The sequence below is a fragment of the Kothea flammea genome (genome assembly GCF_052161645.1).
Classification (GTDB): Bacteria; Planctomycetota; Planctomycetia; order Pirellulales; family Pirellulaceae; genus Laterigemmans.
The window spans coordinates 5,520,950-5,537,679 of the sequence record NZ_CP197414.1 but is presented as its reverse complement, the minus strand read 5'-3'; the positions used below and the strand labels follow the sequence as shown (position 1 = coordinate 5,537,679).

The 16,730-nt window shown below is 55.5% G+C and carries 12 protein-coding genes; 8 read left to right on the top strand and 4 right to left on the bottom strand.

From position 1 onward, the window contains the following. Positions 1–175 precede the first annotated feature (175 nt). Positions 176–637 carry a hypothetical protein gene (locus SH139x_RS20635; protein ID WP_488351656.1) on the bottom strand — a complete coding sequence of 154 codons (462 nt, stop codon included), beginning with the start codon at positions 635–637 and terminating at the stop codon, positions 176–178. A gap of 284 nt (positions 638–921) precedes the next feature. On the opposite strand from SH139x_RS20635, the gene SH139x_RS20630 reads away from it, so the two are divergent. The 7 genes from SH139x_RS20630 to SH139x_RS20600 all read left to right on the top strand — a co-directional run bounded on the left by SH139x_RS20630 (position 922) and on the right by SH139x_RS20600 (position 10,581). Then, a complete protein-coding gene (locus tag SH139x_RS20630) occupies positions 922–1,524 on the top strand; it encodes a hypothetical protein (RefSeq protein WP_488351655.1) in 603 nt (200 codons plus the stop codon). A 71-nt stretch (positions 1,525–1,595) separates the two neighbouring features. Further along, positions 1,596–3,599: a DEAD/DEAH box helicase gene (locus SH139x_RS20625; RefSeq protein ID WP_488351654.1), complete on the top strand. Its 2,004-nt coding sequence runs from the start codon at positions 1,596–1,598 to the stop codon at positions 3,597–3,599. Positions 3,600–3,778: 179 nt separating this feature from the next. Next, the gene (locus SH139x_RS20620) at positions 3,779–4,342 is read left to right on the top strand and encodes a hypothetical protein (protein ID WP_488351653.1); all 564 of its coding nucleotides are present in this window, start codon (positions 3,779–3,781) and stop codon (positions 4,340–4,342) included. Between the two features lie 195 nt (positions 4,343–4,537). Further along, positions 4,538–6,499 carry an acetate--CoA ligase gene (gene acs / locus SH139x_RS20615; RefSeq protein WP_488351652.1) on the top strand — a complete coding sequence of 654 codons (1,962 nt, stop codon included), beginning with the start codon at positions 4,538–4,540 and terminating at the stop codon, positions 6,497–6,499. A gap of 182 nt (positions 6,500–6,681) precedes the next feature. Then, positions 6,682–7,170, top strand: coding sequence for a hypothetical protein (locus SH139x_RS20610; protein ID WP_488351651.1), 489 nt, complete (start codon positions 6,682–6,684; stop codon positions 7,168–7,170). Between the two features lie 64 nt (positions 7,171–7,234). Beyond that, positions 7,235–8,683, top strand: coding sequence for a DUF1501 domain-containing protein (locus SH139x_RS20605; RefSeq protein WP_488351650.1), 1,449 nt, complete (start codon positions 7,235–7,237; stop codon positions 8,681–8,683). Beyond that, entirely contained in the window at positions 8,680–10,581 is a 1,902-nt protein-coding gene (locus SH139x_RS20600; protein ID WP_488351649.1) for a DUF1549 and DUF1553 domain-containing protein, read from the top strand. Before SH139x_RS20605 ends, SH139x_RS20600 begins: the two co-directional genes overlap by 4 nt. A 113-nt stretch (positions 10,582–10,694) precedes the next feature. On the opposite strand, the gene SH139x_RS20595 is transcribed toward SH139x_RS20600, so the two are convergent. From SH139x_RS20595 to SH139x_RS20585, 3 genes are all read right to left on the bottom strand, one after another. Further along, entirely contained in the window at positions 10,695–11,480 is a 786-nt protein-coding gene (locus tag SH139x_RS20595) for a hydroxyacylglutathione hydrolase (protein ID WP_488351648.1), read from the bottom strand. A 266-nt stretch (positions 11,481–11,746) separates the two neighbouring features. After that, the gene (locus tag SH139x_RS20590) at positions 11,747–12,997 is read right to left on the bottom strand and encodes an SHD1 domain-containing protein (RefSeq protein WP_488351647.1); all 1,251 of its coding nucleotides are present in this window, start codon (positions 12,995–12,997) and stop codon (positions 11,747–11,749) included. A gap of 138 nt (positions 12,998–13,135) precedes the next feature. After that, positions 13,136–14,818 carry a cytochrome c3 family protein gene (locus SH139x_RS20585; protein WP_488351646.1) on the bottom strand — a complete coding sequence of 561 codons (1,683 nt, stop codon included), beginning with the start codon at positions 14,816–14,818 and terminating at the stop codon, positions 13,136–13,138. Between the two features lie 550 nt (positions 14,819–15,368). Here SH139x_RS20585 and SH139x_RS20580 point away from each other — a divergent pair. Then, a complete protein-coding gene (locus tag SH139x_RS20580; protein WP_488351645.1) occupies positions 15,369–16,577 on the top strand; it encodes a WD40/YVTN/BNR-like repeat-containing protein in 1,209 nt (402 codons plus the stop codon). Positions 16,578–16,730 lie beyond the last annotated feature (153 nt).

The window sequence follows — 16,730 nt, the reverse complement described above, 5'->3', positions numbered from 1 at the left end:
GGCATGCCCTCCCGCCCCAGCTCAATGCAATCGTCCGAATTCGTAGATCGGCACATTGAACACGCAGGCCAGCAAGCAAACTTTTGAATACCAGCCAAGTTCGTCTGATACCTCCCGATCCCCGGTGTAGCCAACTATTGGTTTCATCGGGGGTTGGTGTTTTCACCGGAAGTGACTAGCTATTTTGCTCGGCCGGTACGCCACTGCCCAATTGGGCCAAGACCTGTAGCACGCCATTGATATGAGCCATTCGCGGCCCAAACCGATCAACAAATTCGTTCAACACGAACTCACCTTCGAGCAAGCATTCGGCGTTGTCGGTAATTTCCTCGGTCATTGTTTCTAGAAATTGCGTTTGCACTTGGCTAAGTGTTTCGGCTGCGTGACGGCAGGCATTCGCCAATCGTGGGTTGGCTTCTTTCCACTGCTGCAACTCTTGCATTCGTTGTTTTTGCTGGTTGGCGGTAGCCTCAGCTAACTCCTGTAACAACTGATTCTGCCGTGCTTGGCCAGCAACCAGCTCGCGGAGCAACGCGATCGCTACGTTTCCTTCCTCAGCAGCGGCTGGGGGGGCAGTAGGGTCCGCGGAAACATCGATTCGGAAGATGGGCGAGATGTGAATGGGGTCATTCGACATTGCGAATCACGCCTTGTTTTGACGAGGGTCAAGGGACGGAAACCGAGCCACTAGTATAACCAACGAAAAAATTGATTGTCCATGAGTTGGCGATTTACTGGCAAATTCCTATCTCCCCAGGCCTGCCGCAGCCGGGGTAATCCTCCTGGACTGCGTCAATTGCCTATTCCAGGAGAGTTAAAGTCTGACGTCCATGCGAACCGAAACTGAGCCGCATAGCAGTAAGTCTTTCGATTATCCGCGCAACCCGCCAACCGTGCCGCCTCCCCAGGCGATGGAGCCGCATGAAGTCGACTTCCGCCGAATCAAAGCCCGCTATTGGGTTTTACACCGTCGAGTATTCAGAGGCCCTAGGCTGGACCGGCGGGTACCTTATTTTGAACGCTGGCGGTCGCCCACTGGAGTTTCACTGCACCTTGCCGGTGCGGCCAACGCGAAGCCACGAAATTCTTTATGGGGCGTCGCTCACCACCTACTTGATCGGTGATGCGATCGGGAAGGCATTGTTTGAGCGTGCTCGCGTTCGCCCTCAACTAATTTGCGCCGACCAAGTGGAGGCGGTGGGGCTGGGGGACACCCTCGATGTGCCGCTGGCATTGTTGCCGCGAAAGGCCGCCCGGGATGGGGGCGATGGCTCATCGGCTGGCAATGCCGCCAACGATTCTGCGGTCGTTTGGCGGAATCGTCAAGCAACCCAGCAACATGCCGCTTCCTGGGTAGAGCTGCGGGGAAATGGGCAGACCTATTACTGCTCCCCAACCCGGCATCAGCAAGCGACGGAGGCGTTGCCCTTGTTTGCGGATCTGAGCGATTGGCAGGAACCGTTCGGACGTATCCGTGAGGCAATTCGCGAAGCTCAGCAGGGTGCCGCCACGCGAGCCGCCTAAGAGCCAGTGTTCGCTTAATCGCATAGCCCGCCCTAACACCGAGCCAGCTTTTTCAACTAGGTAATCAACGCATGGAATTCTTCGGCTCGCGTATTCGCATCGCACCCGAGTCGCTGTCGCAGGTCGCTGCCGAGCATGCCTCGCAGGGCGATCGCAACCAAGCTGATTTAATGAGGCTCACCACTCTGCCTGGCACCGCGTTGCCAACTATCACGGAGCCGCTGCGCATCGAGTTGGGAGCAAGTTGGAGTCGCCAGCAGGCACCGCTGGAAATCGAAGTTGACTCCGTGGACGTGGCTTTCCCCGAATTGAAAGCATTTCCGATTCGCTTGCGCTCGATTCCGATCAAGACGACCGGGTTTCAATTTCCCGAATCACCAGCCTGGGGCTTGGCTAAAGTTCAGTCCAAATCAACGAAGACTGCTGCAATCGCAGTGACAGCAGCCGATTCAGACTCGTCAGCCAACTCGAACGCGTTGAGCTCATCGGAGTCAGGCAACTCGGGACAGCCGTCAATCGGCTCGTCAACTGGCTCGTCAACCCCGTTGGCTCCAGCATCGACGGTCAACGACGCTGGCATGCCGCGGCGGCAGCAGGGAAAGCCGAACCCCACCGGACAACTGACTCGCATTCGTCCCCCGCAAGATGTCGTTAAGCTGCAGGATCGTTTGTACTATCTGTTGCAACCTCCGCTGGAACATCTTGTCGGTACCGGCGAGCTGAGTTTTCCGTTCGAGCCGTTTCCTTATCAGCTTGATGGAATTGCTTTTCTGTTTCCCCGTTATGCGGCTGTCTTGGCCGATGAGATGGGGTTGGGGAAAACGATGCAAGCGATCAGCACGATGCGGATGTTGTTGTGCAGTGGCGAAGTCAGCAGCGTGTTATTGATTTGCCCGAAACCGCTCGTCTCCAACTGGCAACGTGAGCTCAGCGTGTGGGCACCGGAGATCCCGGTTGCCGTGATTGAAGGGGACGCCAACCGTCGCAAATGGTTGTGGAAAAATCCCGCGGCTCCGATCAAGATTGCCAACTACGAATTGCTGATGCGTGACAGCGAGCTGTTGACCGCTGGGGATCTTCACTTTGACTTGGTGGCCTTGGACGAAGCGCAAAGGATCAAGAATCGCAACAGCACGACCAGCGAAATTGCGCGGGCCATTCCGCGCACGCGGTCCTGGGCATTGACCGGTACGCCTGTGGAAAATACGACCGATGATTTAGTTGGCATCTTTGAGTTCCTAGCTCCCGGATACTTGTCGACCGACATGAATCTGAGAACCATGGCCAAAGCGGCGGGCGATTATATTTTGCGGCGGACCAAGGATATGGTGCTGGAAGATATGCCACCGAAAATGTATCGCGACGCCAATCTCGACCTTACCGCCGAGCAGTGGGCGACTTACGAAACGGCTGAAAAAGAAGGGGTTATTCAGCTCACCGAACTCGAAGAAGAACTGACCATTCAGCACGTCTTTGAGTTGGTGCTGCGGCTGAAACAGATCTGCAACTTTGATCCGGTAACCGGGTCCAGCGTCAAGCTTGATCGGCTCGTCGCTGACATGGAAGAGGTCGCGGCCAGCGGTCAGAAGGCGATCGTGTTTAGCCAGTGGGTAAACAGCATCGATCAAATGCGACCGGCGTTGCAGCGATTCAATCCCGTCGAATACCACGGTCGCATCCCGCACAAAAAGCGAGAAGGGGTGATCGAACAATTCAAGGGCGATCCGAATTGCCATATGATTCTGATGAGTTACGGAGCGGGTAGCGTTGGCTTAAATTTACAGTTCTGTCAGTACGTGTTCCTGTTTGATCGCTGGTGGAATCCGGCCATTGAGGATCAAGCGATCAATCGTGCCCACCGGATCGGCGCCGCCGGTCCGGTAACGGTCACGCGGATGATGGCGATGAACACGATTGAGCAACGCATTGCCGATGTGTTGGACATGAAGCGGCAATTATTTGAAGCAATTTTTTCCGAGGCGGACACCGGCACTTCACGAGGGTTGACCCGGGATGAAATCTTCGGATTATTCAATTTGCGCACCCCCAAAGGGCCCATTTCTAAGGCCGGGTAAGTCATTCGACACCGTGTTTTGCGGGCCAATAGTCGTTTTGCCAGCTAGTGGGGGAGAGTGACCGCTCGGCAAGTTTGCCAAGATCTCGCTTGACCCAGCTTGCCCAGCAAATTAGATGTAGAGTTCAGGCGGATTACTTCCCTCTCGTTTGGCCAACTTAAAGCCCCACGGAGGCTGCGATGCCTGATTCTTCGCATTCAAATTCAGAACGACCTTTCTCGGAACAGCCGAAACGTTCGGCCCTCGATCGGTTTCTTACGGGAATTTCCGAGTCTGTTTTCCTCGGCAAACTGGGTGTTGCCGACATTCAGATGGTGGATTACCTCAGCGATCTGCTGCTGCGGTTTGTTCGCTCCGACGCATTATGCAAAGTGCGGCGTGGCACGGGCGAGCCGGTCACTGAGGTCTACCAAATGCTGCAAGAAGGCCAAAAACGCATCGGCTTGGCCCGTCGCGAAGTCCACCGTCACATCGGCGATTTCACGCTTTTCTGGTCGGGCATGTACCCCGAAAGCCTTCGAAGACCGAGTAAATCATCGGTCGATGGCTTCTTGGATTACTGCCAACAAGGCAAGCGAGCCTACGCGATCGCCGCCGAGATCGAGGGTGGAGCCGAACGTCCGCCTTGCGAATTGCTGATCCAACTCAGCGAGCAGTTCGACCTCTGTGCCTACGGTTTGCGGGAAATTCGCCGCGCCTGGGAAGAGGACGAGGATGACGCGGGTGGCTTGTTGCTGCACTAGGCACTTGTTGCAACCCGCTCGTTGCAGCCCGTGCATCGCAAACGTTAAACGCAGGTATTGCTTGCTCTTGCTGCAATCCTGCGGAGACTATTTTGCCCTTCGTTGACGTTCTAGTGCCTAGATTCTTACAATCCTGGTCGAACATCGATCACTTGCTAGGCAGTTGCCAGTCTCCAGCGAAGGGAAAAACCAGCCATGACCCAATCCTCCTCCGGGCATCTCGACCATATTCTCAACGAGGAACGTCTGTTTCCTCCGCCGGCCGAGTTCACCGAAAGAGCCGTTATCAACTCGCTGGAACAATACCAAGACCTCTACCGCCGCTCGACCGAAGACCCCGATGCGTTCTGGGACGCCGAAGCCCGCGAGCATCTTCACTGGTTCGAACCGTTTCACACCGTCAAGCAGTGGCAAGCCCCCCACGCCCAGTGGTTCATCGGTGGCAAAACGAACGCCAGCTACAATTGTCTGGACCGCAACATCGCCGCCGGGTTGGCTGATCGCGTGGCGCTCATTTGGGAAGGGGAACCGGGCGACCAACGGCAATTGACTTACGCCGATCTCCACCGCGAGGTTTGCCGTGCGGCCGGTGCGCTTACCCAATTGGGGATTAGCCAAGGGGACGTGGTCAGCATCTACATGCCGATGACGCCCGAGCTGGTGATCGCCATGCTGGCGTGCGCTCGCATCGGTGCAATCCACTCGGTGATCTTTGCGGGTTTCAGTGCCGAGGCGATCGCCGATCGCAATCAAGACGCCAGCGCAAAATTGGTGATCACGGCGAATGGTCTCTACCGTCGCGGGAAAATTTTACCCCTCAAGGAAACGGTCGATCAGGCGCTTGAGAAATCGCCCACAGTCCAGCATTGTTTGGTGTTGCGACGGATCGATGATCTCGATGTGCCCATGACGGAGGGACGCGACGTTTGGTGGCATGAAATCATGGCTACTCAAAGTGATGATTTTCCAGCTACCCCGCTTGATAGCGAAACCCCATTATTCATCTTGTATACCTCCGGCAGCACGGGGAAACCGAAAGGAATTTTACACACCACCGCCGGGTATAACTTATGGGCCAAGCGAACCTTTCAATGGGTTTTTGATCATCGCGCGGAGGATGTCTATTGGTGCACGGCCGATTGCGGCTGGATCACGGGTCACAGTTATGTCGTCTATGGGCCGCTGTCGGCTGGTGCCACTTGTTTGTTGTATGAAGGAGCGCCCAATCACCCGCAACCAGATCGCTTCTGGGAATTGGTCGACCGCTATAAGGTTTCCATTCTGTACACGGCACCAACGGCGATTCGCGCCTTTATCAGTTGGGGTGATGAGCATGTGGATCGCCACGACCTCAGCTCGCTGCGTTTGTTGGGCACGGTGGGCGAAGGGATTAATCCTGAAGCCTGGATTTGGTATCACAAAAAGATTGGTGCCGAGCGCTGTCCCATTGTCGATACGTGGTGGCAGACAGAAACGGGTGGGATCATGATGAGCCCTTTGCCGGGGATCACCCCCACAAAGCCAGGCTCCTGCACGCGGCCCCTACCTGGCGTGGTGCCGGTGGTGGTTGATGAAGCGGGAGAGGTCTTAGAGCATAACGAAGGCGGCATGCTCTGCTTGGCACAGCCTTGGCCCGGGATGCTGCGCGGCATTTGGGGCGACGAGGAGCGATTTGTCGAGCAATACTGGTCGACCGTTCCTGGTAAATACTTAACGGGGGACAACGCCCGCTGCGACACTGATCAATATTATTGGATCATGGGGCGCATCGACGACGTCATTAACGTTGCCGGGCACCGGCTCAGCACGATTGAAGTGGAAAGCGCGTTAGTCAGCCATCCGGCTGTCTGCGAAGCGGCCGTGGTCGGCCGCCCCCATCCGATCAAAGGCCAAGGGATCGCCGCGTTTGTAACCATTCGTGACGCCGAGGCTAACGAAGCGCTGCGGAACGAACTGCGCCAGCACGTTCGTCAAGAAATAGGCGCGTTGGCTCAGCCTGACGATGTTCGCTTTACCACCTCGCTGCCGAAGACTCGCAGTGGCAAAATTATGAGACGCTTGTTGCGAGACATCGCGGCTGGAAAAGAAGCCAGCGGCGATACCTCGACGTTGGAAGATTTTTCCGTGCTAGCCCGTTTGCGAGATGATGAAGATTAAAATCGGATTCAAGAATCGCTAGCCACGGTTGGCGCATTGAACCAAACTGATCGCCTGCACCAAAACGGTGGCTAGCGCCAAAACCGCTAATCGTTTGCTCGCCGCGTTTTTTCGATTTGTTCATACGACATCAACAAATAACCATGGAGCACTCGGCAACACGCGCTGCGGAACGAAACCCATTGATCGAGCGTACGCTGGTTGTGCTCGCCGGTGCGCTTTGGTTGGGTGGTTTAACCTTCTACGCGGCTGTCGTGATCCCGCTCGCCCATGAAGTTCTCGGCAGCCACACCACCGTCGGCTTTATCACGCGGCGAGTCACTGTCTGGATTAATCTGCTAGCAGCGGTCGCGTTACTTGTGTTTCTGATCAACTTGCGTTCCACCCACAGCCATCAGGGACGCAGATTGCGGCGGCTGGTCTGGACGACTTGGGGCGTGATGGCAGCCGTGCAAGCGGGTTTATTTATTTTGCATCCACGACTCGATCGCTTACTCGACGTCCCGGAGATGGAAATTTTGCAGCCGGCACAATTCTATTCGCTACACCAAGTCTACCTAATCGGCACAACCTTACAGATGCTGGCGGGCCTGCTGTTCCTGGTCGGTATCTTGATAATTTGGCGCAGCCAAGATCAGTTTCAGCAGGCGGCCGCGAATCGGTTACAATGAAACTGCACGTCGGGCCGCTGTTTACGAGCTGGCTGGATGATTTCGAGCCACCTGAGTAATCGCCATGAAACCGTTTCAACCGGCTGTTTCCGCGGCCCCGCTGCCACGACGCGATTTCCTCACCCATGCCGGCGGCGGGTTCGGCGCGTTGGCATTGGCGCGCATGCTGGCGGGAGACCGGGTGCAAGCGGCCGAGACGGATGACAAGCGGGGGGCGGATCGAACCTGGTATGAGCCGAGTCGTGCGCGGGTCAAACGGGTGATCTGGCTATTCATGCATGGCGGGCCGAGCCATGTCGATCTATTTGATCCGAAACCAGAGCTGACAAAACTCTCGGGCCAACCCGTACCGGACAGTTTTGGTGCGTTCAAGACACGTCGTAACGTGGCCAAGAATCCGTTGTTGGGTCCACTCAAGCCGTTTCGACCGCGCGGTCAATCGGGGCTGGAGATCAGCGACTTTCTGCCGGAAATTGCGCGGCACGCCGACGACCTCTGCGTGTTGCGAGGAATGCATGGTGATAGCGTCAATCATCCCCAATCCGTCTACCAGTTAAACACCGGCAGCATTTTAATGGGACGCCCCAGCGTCGGTAGTTGGGTTGCTTATGGCTTGGGCAGTGAAAATCAAGACTTGCCCGCCTTCGTCGTGTTGCCCGATCCGGCCGGTGGACTCAAGGGGGGGCCGCCAGCTTGGGGAAGCGGCTTTTTGCCAGCCAATTACCAAGGGGTCACCATGCGCCCCGGGGATAAACCGATCTTACATCTGCAACCCGCCGGCAATTTCAACTCACAGCAGCAACAGCAAGCTTTAGCCTTAGCGCAAACCCTCAATCGCCAACACTTGGCCGACCGGCATTTCGATGATGAACTGCATGCCCGCATCGAAGCGTATGAGTTGGCTTTTCGCATGCAAGCATCCGCTCCTGAATTAGTCGATATCAACCAGGAAAGCCAAGCGACCCATCGGCTGTACGGACTCGACCGACCGGAGACGCGTGATTATGGCCAACGTTGTTTGTTGGCGCGGCGAATGATTGAGCGTGGCGTGCGATTTGTACAAGTTTATTCAGGGGACACCAACGGCTGGGATGCGCACAACCACTTGCTAAATAATCACACCACTCATTGTCAGAAGACGGATCGTCCCGTTGCCGGTTTGTTGCAGGACCTGAAGCAGCGAGGATTATTGGAAGACACCCTGGTGATTTGGGGTGGTGAATTTGGCCGCATGCCGATGAGTGAATCGGGGCATGGACGCGACCATAATCCCTGGGGCTATTCGATGTGGCTAGCGGGCGGAGGCGTGCGCCCTGGCATGTCCTATGGAGCTACCGATCCGATTGGTTTGCGTGCCGCTGAGGGCAAAGTTCATGTTCGCAACTTGCACGCGACTCTGCTCCATTTACTCGGCATCAACCACGAACGTCTCTCCTTTTATCACAATGGACTCGACGAACGATTGATCGGCCCAACCGATGATGTTTCGGTCGTCAAGGAGATCTTGGCATGAGATGTTTTTCCTCAAGTTTGCTGATACTCATGCTGTTGCTGGCCAGCGGCTGGGCGTGTTGTGTTTGCTCCCCCGGGCTGGCCGATGAGATGCCGATCGAGAATCATGATCGCGAGCATTGGGCGTTCGTACCACTCGCCAAAATCAGTCCTGCCAAGGTCGTCAACCCCGCTTGGCCGGCGGGGCCAATCGATGCATTTGTTTTACGAAGGTTGGAAAAGAAGGGTCTCGAACCCGCTCCGACCGCCAGCCGTGCGGTGTTATTGCGGCGCGTCAAGTTCGATCTGCTTGGGCTGCCACCGACGCCTCGTGAGTTGCAAGATTTTCTGAGTGACCAACATCCTGCCGCTTATGCAAGATTGGTTGATCGCCTGCTTAGCTCACCTGCTTATGGTGAACGCTGGGGCCAGCATTGGTTGGACTTAGCTCGCTTTGCGGAAACCGACGGGTTCGAGCACGATAACGTTCGCGACGGTGCTTGGCAGTATCGGCAGTGGGTGATCGATGCGTTGAACCGCGGGATTGGCTATCACGAATTCATCCGCGCACAGCTTGCCGGCGACCTCAGCGATGATCCTATCGTCTCCATTGCCACCATGTTTCTGTTGGCCGGCCCCGACATGCCTGACATCAATGAGCAGGATCTCCGGCGGCATGACAAGATGAATGAAATGACGGGCACGTTGGGAGCCGTCTTGCTGGGTATGCAAATGCAATGTGCCCAGTGTCATGACCACAAATATGATCCGATCAGCCAAGCTGATTTTTTCCGTCTGCGGGCGATCTTCGAAGCGGCCGTGCCCAAGCTGAAGTCCAATCGGCACGTGTTACAACTGTCTGCTCAACCTCAAGCGATCAGTCCCTATTTGTATCATCGCGGCGAACTGGACGGTCGTGGTGCCGCGGTGCAGCCCAAGCCGCCGAGAGTCGCTTGTGATGTTGACTTTCATCAACAATTTGGCGAGCAAGATCCCCGCTCTGAGTTCGTCGACTGGCTATTTCAACCGCAAAATCCCCTCGTTGCTCGGGTGATCGCAAATCGCATTTGGCAACATCACTTTGGTACAAGTCTGTGTGATAATCCTAATGACTTGGGGGTCATTACAGCGGAGCCCAATCATCCCGAGCTGCTCGACTGGTTGGCCTGGGAAATGATCGAGAATGACTGGAGCATCAAGCATTTGCATCGTCAGATTTTGTTGTCGGCGACTTATCGGCAGGCGAGTTTTGCCGAAGCGGGAAACGAGCTGGCAGACAGCCATTTCGCACGAGCTCTGGAACGCGATCCCGACAATCGCTTGTACAGCCGCTTTCCGAGGAAACGTTTGCAGGGCGAATTAATTCGAGACGCGTTGCTAGCGATCAGCGGCCAGCTCGATCGTCGCTACGGTGGTCCTAGCGTGTTGCCCCCGTTGCCGCCTGAACTGACCTCCACGTTGTTAAAGGGTCAGTGGAAGACCAGTGAATCGGCAGCCGACCACCACCGTCGCAGTATTTATATTTTCGCGCGTCGGAATCTTCGCTATCCAATTTTCGAAGTCTTTGATCGACCGGACGCCGGAGCGACCTGCGCGGTGCGGGGACAATCGACCACCGCCATTCAATCGTTGCAGCTGTTGAACAGCCAATTGACATTAACCGCAGCTGAGCAATTGTCCCAAACGCTGCTGACCGAGCTAGCGCATAATCACAATTTTGATGCTAACTCGCGTCCCCCGCTCCGTCGGTTGGAAAGCTTAAGCGAGCGATTAATTCGACGTGTGTATAGCAGGCCGGCGACTGTGCAAGAGCTTACCGAACTGGTTAAATTATTGTCCAGCCACGAGGATCTTGCAGGTACGCTGCAGGTGGTCTGCGTGGCCTTGTTGAACACAAACGAGTTCATTTACATCGACTGAAACAATCGGCTGAGCCATTGGGTTCCCGTCGCTCAAACATGATTCATGAATGAGCAACTCCGCGTCACAACGTAGGCGGAGAAAACCAATTTTGCTGAGCTGCTGGCAAGAGATCACCATTGATCTCGCAACTCGCGGAGTCGCACAAAAACTTCCTCGGCGGAGGGTTGCCTTGGCATATCGGGGAACGCGTCGAGCAGTCGGCTGATCACGGTCTGGTTGTCAAGCCGCAAGAAGGTATTGATCTCGCGTTCCAACGCCAGCGTCGTGAGCAAGTGCTGATCGGTCTGACTTGCCTCTTGCAATAACGCCGACGCTCGTGCGTTATCGGGCTCACGGTCAAGGGTGAAACCCAGATTGTTGATGAGATAGTCGTGGCCTGGGTAGATCCGAGTATCACCAGATAATTTTATCAACTGCTGGGAGCAAGTTTGGAATAGCTGCCTGGGATCGCCGCCCCCACGACAGTTTCCCACGCCGGCTGCGAACAGCGTGTCACCGCTGAATAGCGCAGGAGCGTCCGTATCATATAACAGGCAAATGTGAGTCAGCGTATGTCCGGGCGTGTCCAGGACAAGTAGTTCCACGGTCTTGCCCACGCGAACGACATCGCCCGCGTTCAAGCCATGATCCAACCCTTCGATGCGCGGGCCAGCCAGAGCGTGGGCAAACAATTTGGCGCCAGTCGCCTGAACCATTGCCGAGTTACCTCCAGTATGGTCACGGTGTTCGTGGGTGTTAAGAATCTGGGTGATCTCCCAACCTTTTTCATGGGCGCACGCCAAACACTGCACATGGTCCAGTGGATCAATCGCTAACGCCTCACCGGTTTCCGGACAGGCAACCAGATAATTGAAATTCCGAGAAGCGTTGCCTGTCCATATTTGGTCGACAATCATGATCTTCACCTCAATGCTCAGACGGCTTCGCCGGGGTCAGGCTTTGTGTTCGGTGTTGGGAAGGATAGAGTAAGTGGTTTTTCGGTTGGGCGCACTCGTTGTTGGGAGGCGAGTCCAATCCGCGACCTCCGCGCATCGAGTTGCCAGGCGTTAATGGCCAATCCGTCACGCGGGGCAGATCGATTTCCGCCGAGCTTCCTCCGGACCACGTCCACACCTGCGACTGCCATCGCCCCAAAACCGGATCTCGTCGGCAGTGGCTGTGATTATTGGATCGGCTGTTGAGCTCCGCCCGGAAATGCGCCAGCCATTCCCAGGAAGGGAAGGATGGCTTGCCCGAGGGCGATATCAAAATCCTGCTGCGTGTTAGCGGCCAGCAGCGGGTCCAAGGCAGTGTCGATCTGTCGAACCATTTCGGCGATCATCGCCGTTGTCTCTGGGCTGTTGCCAATCTGCATGCCCGAAGAGGCATTCTCAACCATCTTCTCAATGATTGTGTCTTTCTCTTCGAGCCACCTTGTCACCATGTCTTTGGGTACCCAGCGATCTTCGTAGTAGACCATTTCAAAGGTTTGGACAACGCCTTCGCTATTTGGGAAGGTCATCGTACCGGTGGTATCTCCGGTCTGCTCGGTAGATACTTGGCTGATCAATGCATCGCGGGCATCTGCTGGGACAAGCATCAGCAGTTCGTAGAGATGGGCGCCGATACGAGGTAAGTGATATTTTACCATATCACTGACGGGATAATCTTTGATTAATTCGATGCTGAAAGTGAAATCGGCATATTCATGGATGACCCCTACGGCTGGATCAAAGCCTTGTTTGATCAATGGCAATTGCTCAGGAGGCACGGCGGTCAATAGTTGTGAGTTTAGGATGAATTCCTTCTTGGTCACTAGCACCTCCGTCAGTTTATTGACCAGCTGAATCGTTTCTGGGCTGATCGAAATATCGCTTTCTTCCAGGAACGGCCGGAGTGTTTCGCGAATTTTTTCGCTGTCAATGAACTGGCGAATGTCGCCAGGCAATGCTTCCCAAAAGACATCCAGATGTCCCGCCAGCGCTTGATCACGAACATGTTCCCAGGCGTCTTGCAATGAGGTATTTGTGGGGAACGGTAACGCGGCAGCGAGTTGCGGGGGTGTGGGAGGCGTAAAGTTCAGTTGCCGGGCGAGCGGCTTGTAGGTCGATTTGTTGCTCGGTGCGGAGCCATTTGGTGTGGCAGCGTTTGGCTTGGCCACCTGTGACATCTCGAATAGTTTCTTCGCCTGAGCGCGGCTTTCATCGCTGAGTTTGGCAATCGGCACGGAGATCGTTGTGCCGTCGCTCTTCTTCAGAAGTACGTTGCTGCCGTTGACACCGACGTATTCGGCCTCCACAGAAAAGGCTCCCGTTTTATCGGTCCAGGTCTCAGCGAATAGGCTCGGTGTCAGGCAAAATGTACAGAAAGAAAACACGAACCCCATGGTTAGGGAGATCAGCAATCGATGAGGGTTCAGAAATTTAGCCGCCATGATTCACATTCCTGTTGATTTCTTATGGGAGGATGAATCTGGTAATTTAACTAAGCCCAAGTCCAAAGAAAATAGTCGAGCGTTGAATTCACAAATCGACGCGACGTGGCGGATGAGGGATGACTGGACAGCGGATCATTACTCAGTTTCCCGTGACTCAGTTTGCCGCGACGCGGTTTCGATGCGGCTGAGCAGTGCCGCGTGGCGTTCTGCGGCGACTGTGTCGCCCTGTTGTCGATACTGTTCGATCAGCCATTTCCGCACGGGAGTTAGCGTGGGATTGCAGGTTAGCGCTTGTTCGCCCGCTGCCAGGGCGGCGTCGACTTGATTTAAGTTAGCCAAGATGTCGGCGCGAAGCGCAAAGGTGCGGGCATTCTTTGGATCGATTTTCAATAGTTCATTGGTGATTGGCAGGGCCGCTTGCCACTGGCTCGATAGATAATAGATCGTGAGGAGATTCGATAGCACGTTTTCGCGGACATTCGCATCTTCGCGTGCGGCCTCGAAGTAGTATCTGGCTCGCTCGGGTGATTGATACTGCAACCAAAAGGCTCCCAGCACCGTGAGCATCGGACCGTCCTTACGTGTTTGTTCGGCCAGCGGTGCGAGCTGTTCCACGATCTCTAGATTCGGACGGCCGCCCTGATGTGAACCGGCTAACCAGAGTGCCATGCCGAGCGATCGCTGTTGCTCCCATTCAGGTAGTGAATCGGCAGAGTTCCAGAAGAATTGCAAATCCGCGGAGGCCGTCCGTTGGCCGTTGCTTGGCGCGGCAGGCTGGTCATTGGCTTGAAGTGGTTGGCCGTCATTTTTTGAATTTGAGACATCCGTGCGGGGAACGATCACGCGATGGTCGGTCTGGCTGACATGCGATATCCGCTGTGCGGTCCTGGCCGGCATGTGGCAGGAAAAGCAGGAGTCGCCAACCGCTTGCCGTTCGCTTGTGGGAGTTTCGCAGGCATCCAAGTCGTGACAACTTAAGCAACGATTGCGGTAATAAGCAACACGCTCCTCCGGGGAAGGATAAGCGTGGGGATCGTGACAGCTGGTGCAACCCATCCTACCGTCGCTACCTTGAAAGCATTCGCTAGCGTGCATCTGTTGAACATGACTAACGGCTTTCGTGGTTCCATCCTCGGCGATTCCAGCGTCCGTTACCATCATCGCCCAAATGTCTTCCAGACGGTCGCCTGGCCGAAAGTCAAATTGGCTGCGGTTGGGTCTGAGAATCCTAGCTGGCGCGTGCAAATGACATTGGTAGCAGATCGCTTCGCGTTGTTCATGGTCAAGCTTATCAGGATTGACGATGGTATCTTGGGCGTTTGTCGAGCCATGATGAAACTGCACATGTTGTTCGCCCGGGCCGTGGCAGTTTTCGCAACCAATTGCCGCGTGCAATAAAGCTGGAGATTGAAAGCGAGCGGTGTTGCGTTCGAGTTCGTTCACTTGGCCCGCATGACAGCTTAAACAGTCGTCAGTAACTCGACGTGAGAGTCGCCGCGGATCGTCCAGGGAGTGTCCAGGAGCGAAATCGTAGACTTGATCGTCTGAGTACCAATTGAGTGGCGACATAAACAACAGTTGGTCACGGCTCGCCAAATAGGCAAAGGCACGCTTCCCCGAGCCAACTACGTAGTCAATCTCAATACCGTCCGCGAAGATTTCTTCACCATCAGCGTCAATCATCCGCTCGGTGTGCCAAAGTTCGTTCTCGCGGATGCTGATCTGGTAATGGTGTTTGGGCGTGCCGATTGGAGTCGCTTCTCCAGCTAGGCGGGCTCGTTCGGCGGCGATGTCGACGGGGGCAATCGACCGCGACATCGGGTGATCTTTATAGGATGCACAGATCGCTTCATGGCACTCCAGGCAAGCGTCGTTACCAAGGTAGCCACCTCGAGAAGGTGCTTCGTAGGCAACCTTAACCAATTCGTTATCGCTCGCCGCGGAGGCCTGCTCAGCGGCAGTGGGTTCCGCTGCGTTTGCTGCTTCGGTGGATTTTGGTTTGTCGGAGGCCGGTGTGGCTGATCGATCGCACCCGACTGAGCTGACGAGTAACAACAATAGACACAGAGCAATCCATGCCGCAGAACGGACGGATTGGCAAACTTCGCGAGCGATAAAGCACAAAATCGGACAAGCCTGAGAGCGGATGCGAGAAAAAGCAAAGACAACAGGGCAAAGATTTAACCCCGTAACTGCTCAGTTGGCACCGCGCAATTAGAAAATCAAAATGGAGAAAAACCCGATCCGCTTAAAGTGCCGCTTTGCTTGCGCCGCAAGTTAGGGATTTCAGCGACTATGATGGGAGGGACGAAACAGTGGCGATCTGTCAATTTGCATTTTCTCAAGCGCCCCATTTCACGATCGTAATATGAAAAACAAGAGAATTACGCGTTGCTGTGGACTGGCACCGATTGCTCTCTGCTTATTGAGTGTCACTCAGGCGGTGTGCTCGCTGCCGGCGCAGCAATGGCAAGCAATCGACATACCTGTCAAAGCCAGTCTGCGTGGCGTATCCGCCGGTGAAGGCGGGCAGTTATATGTGTGCGGGACAGTCCCGCAGTCGGCCACACAGTCGTCGGTTGGGGTTGTCTTCTTTTCGCCAGATGAAGGGCGGACTTGGTTTGACCGCAGCCCGCGAGAAGCAGGTGCCGTGGATTTTCGTTCGCTGGCAATTATCGACCAGTCAACATTAGTGGTAGCCTCCGCGGGGAGCCCCGCTCTGATTTTACGATCAGCAGACCAGGGGCAAAGTTGGGAGCGGGTCTATCAGAATGAACATTCCGGAGCCTTTATCAACAGCGTGCACTTCTGGGACTCGCAACGCGGGCTTGCCTGCGGCGATCCCATCGAGGGCAGATTTCTAATCTTGCGGACCGAGGATGGCGGACGTACTTGGCAGACGCTTGATTGCCCGATCATCGCGCGGGAGGGTGAAGCTGGTTTTGCCGCTAGCAACGGACTGATTGTTGCAATCGGCGAGCGATCCGCCGTGATCGGGCTCGGTGGGGGCGTCGCGGTCGAACCAGCGAATGAGGTAGATCAACAGGCCAGCCGCGTGCTGCGGACTGATGACTTCGGCGCCACCTGGATGACCAGTGAGGTTGGTGTCATGCCTGCTGGGCCATCGGCGGGAATTTTCGGTTTGGCGACTGGTCCCAGCGGGTTGCTGGTCGCTGTCGGCGGCGATTATAAGCTTCCTGCGCAGCCGCTCAACCAAATCGCAATCTCCGCAGATGCCGGCGCGACATGGCGATTGCCAACGGGAAACAAGCCGCCAGGATTTCGGTCCTCGATCGTTTTTGTGCCTCCCTCGCCCGCAGCTGCCGCTCAAATTCCGGACTTGCAACGTTCCGGTTCCAAGCCAGCAGGAACGCTCAATTCGGGTTACTGGTTGGCGACTGGACCCAACGGCACCGACATCAGTTTGACGGGCGACGACTGGTACCCATTGGCGTCACTCGGTTTTAACGCGATTTCCAACCCAGCACCGTTGCGTCACGGAAAGGCGTGGCCCGTCTTGGTTGGCAGCGAGGGGAGAGTATCCGGCCTCTTGCCCCCCGCTAAGCTCTCTCAATGAAGCCATTGACATCGCCGTTTTTTCGCTGCTGGGAAACAAAATTTCTATAAAGGTATTAGACCAAATCGATCGGCAAGCAAGTTCTTTGCGGATTTGTGAAACAGCCAGCCGCTTGGCACGTCCTTGAGATTGATAGAAGGACCGTTTATCAAG

Bases quoted from the DNA above. Each gene is read 5' to 3' on its own strand.
- SH139x_RS20635 (WP_488351656.1), bottom strand. From the start codon at position 637: ATGTCGAATGACCCCATTCACATCTCGCCCATCTTCCGAATCGATGTT.
- SH139x_RS20630 (WP_488351655.1), top strand. From the start codon at position 922: ATGAAGTCGACTTCCGCCGAATCAAAGCCCGCTATTGGGTTTTACACC.
- SH139x_RS20625 (WP_488351654.1), top strand. From the start codon at position 1,596: ATGGAATTCTTCGGCTCGCGTATTCGCATCGCACCCGAGTCGCTGTCG.
- SH139x_RS20620 (WP_488351653.1), top strand. From the start codon at position 3,779: ATGCCTGATTCTTCGCATTCAAATTCAGAACGACCTTTCTCGGAACAG.
- acs (WP_488351652.1), top strand. From the start codon at position 4,538: ATGACCCAATCCTCCTCCGGGCATCTCGACCATATTCTCAACGAGGAA.
- SH139x_RS20605 (WP_488351650.1), top strand. From the start codon at position 7,235: ATGAAACCGTTTCAACCGGCTGTTTCCGCGGCCCCGCTGCCACGACGC.
- SH139x_RS20600 (WP_488351649.1), top strand. From the start codon at position 8,680: ATGAGATGTTTTTCCTCAAGTTTGCTGATACTCATGCTGTTGCTGGCC.
- SH139x_RS20595 (WP_488351648.1), bottom strand. From the start codon at position 11,480: ATGATTGTCGACCAAATATGGACAGGCAACGCTTCTCGGAATTTCAAT.
- SH139x_RS20590 (WP_488351647.1), bottom strand. From the start codon at position 12,997: ATGGCGGCTAAATTTCTGAACCCTCATCGATTGCTGATCTCCCTAACC.
- SH139x_RS20585 (WP_488351646.1), bottom strand. From the start codon at position 14,818: ATGTCGCGGTCGATTGCCCCCGTCGACATCGCCGCCGAACGAGCCCGC.
- SH139x_RS20580 (WP_488351645.1), top strand. From the start codon at position 15,369: ATGAAAAACAAGAGAATTACGCGTTGCTGTGGACTGGCACCGATTGCT.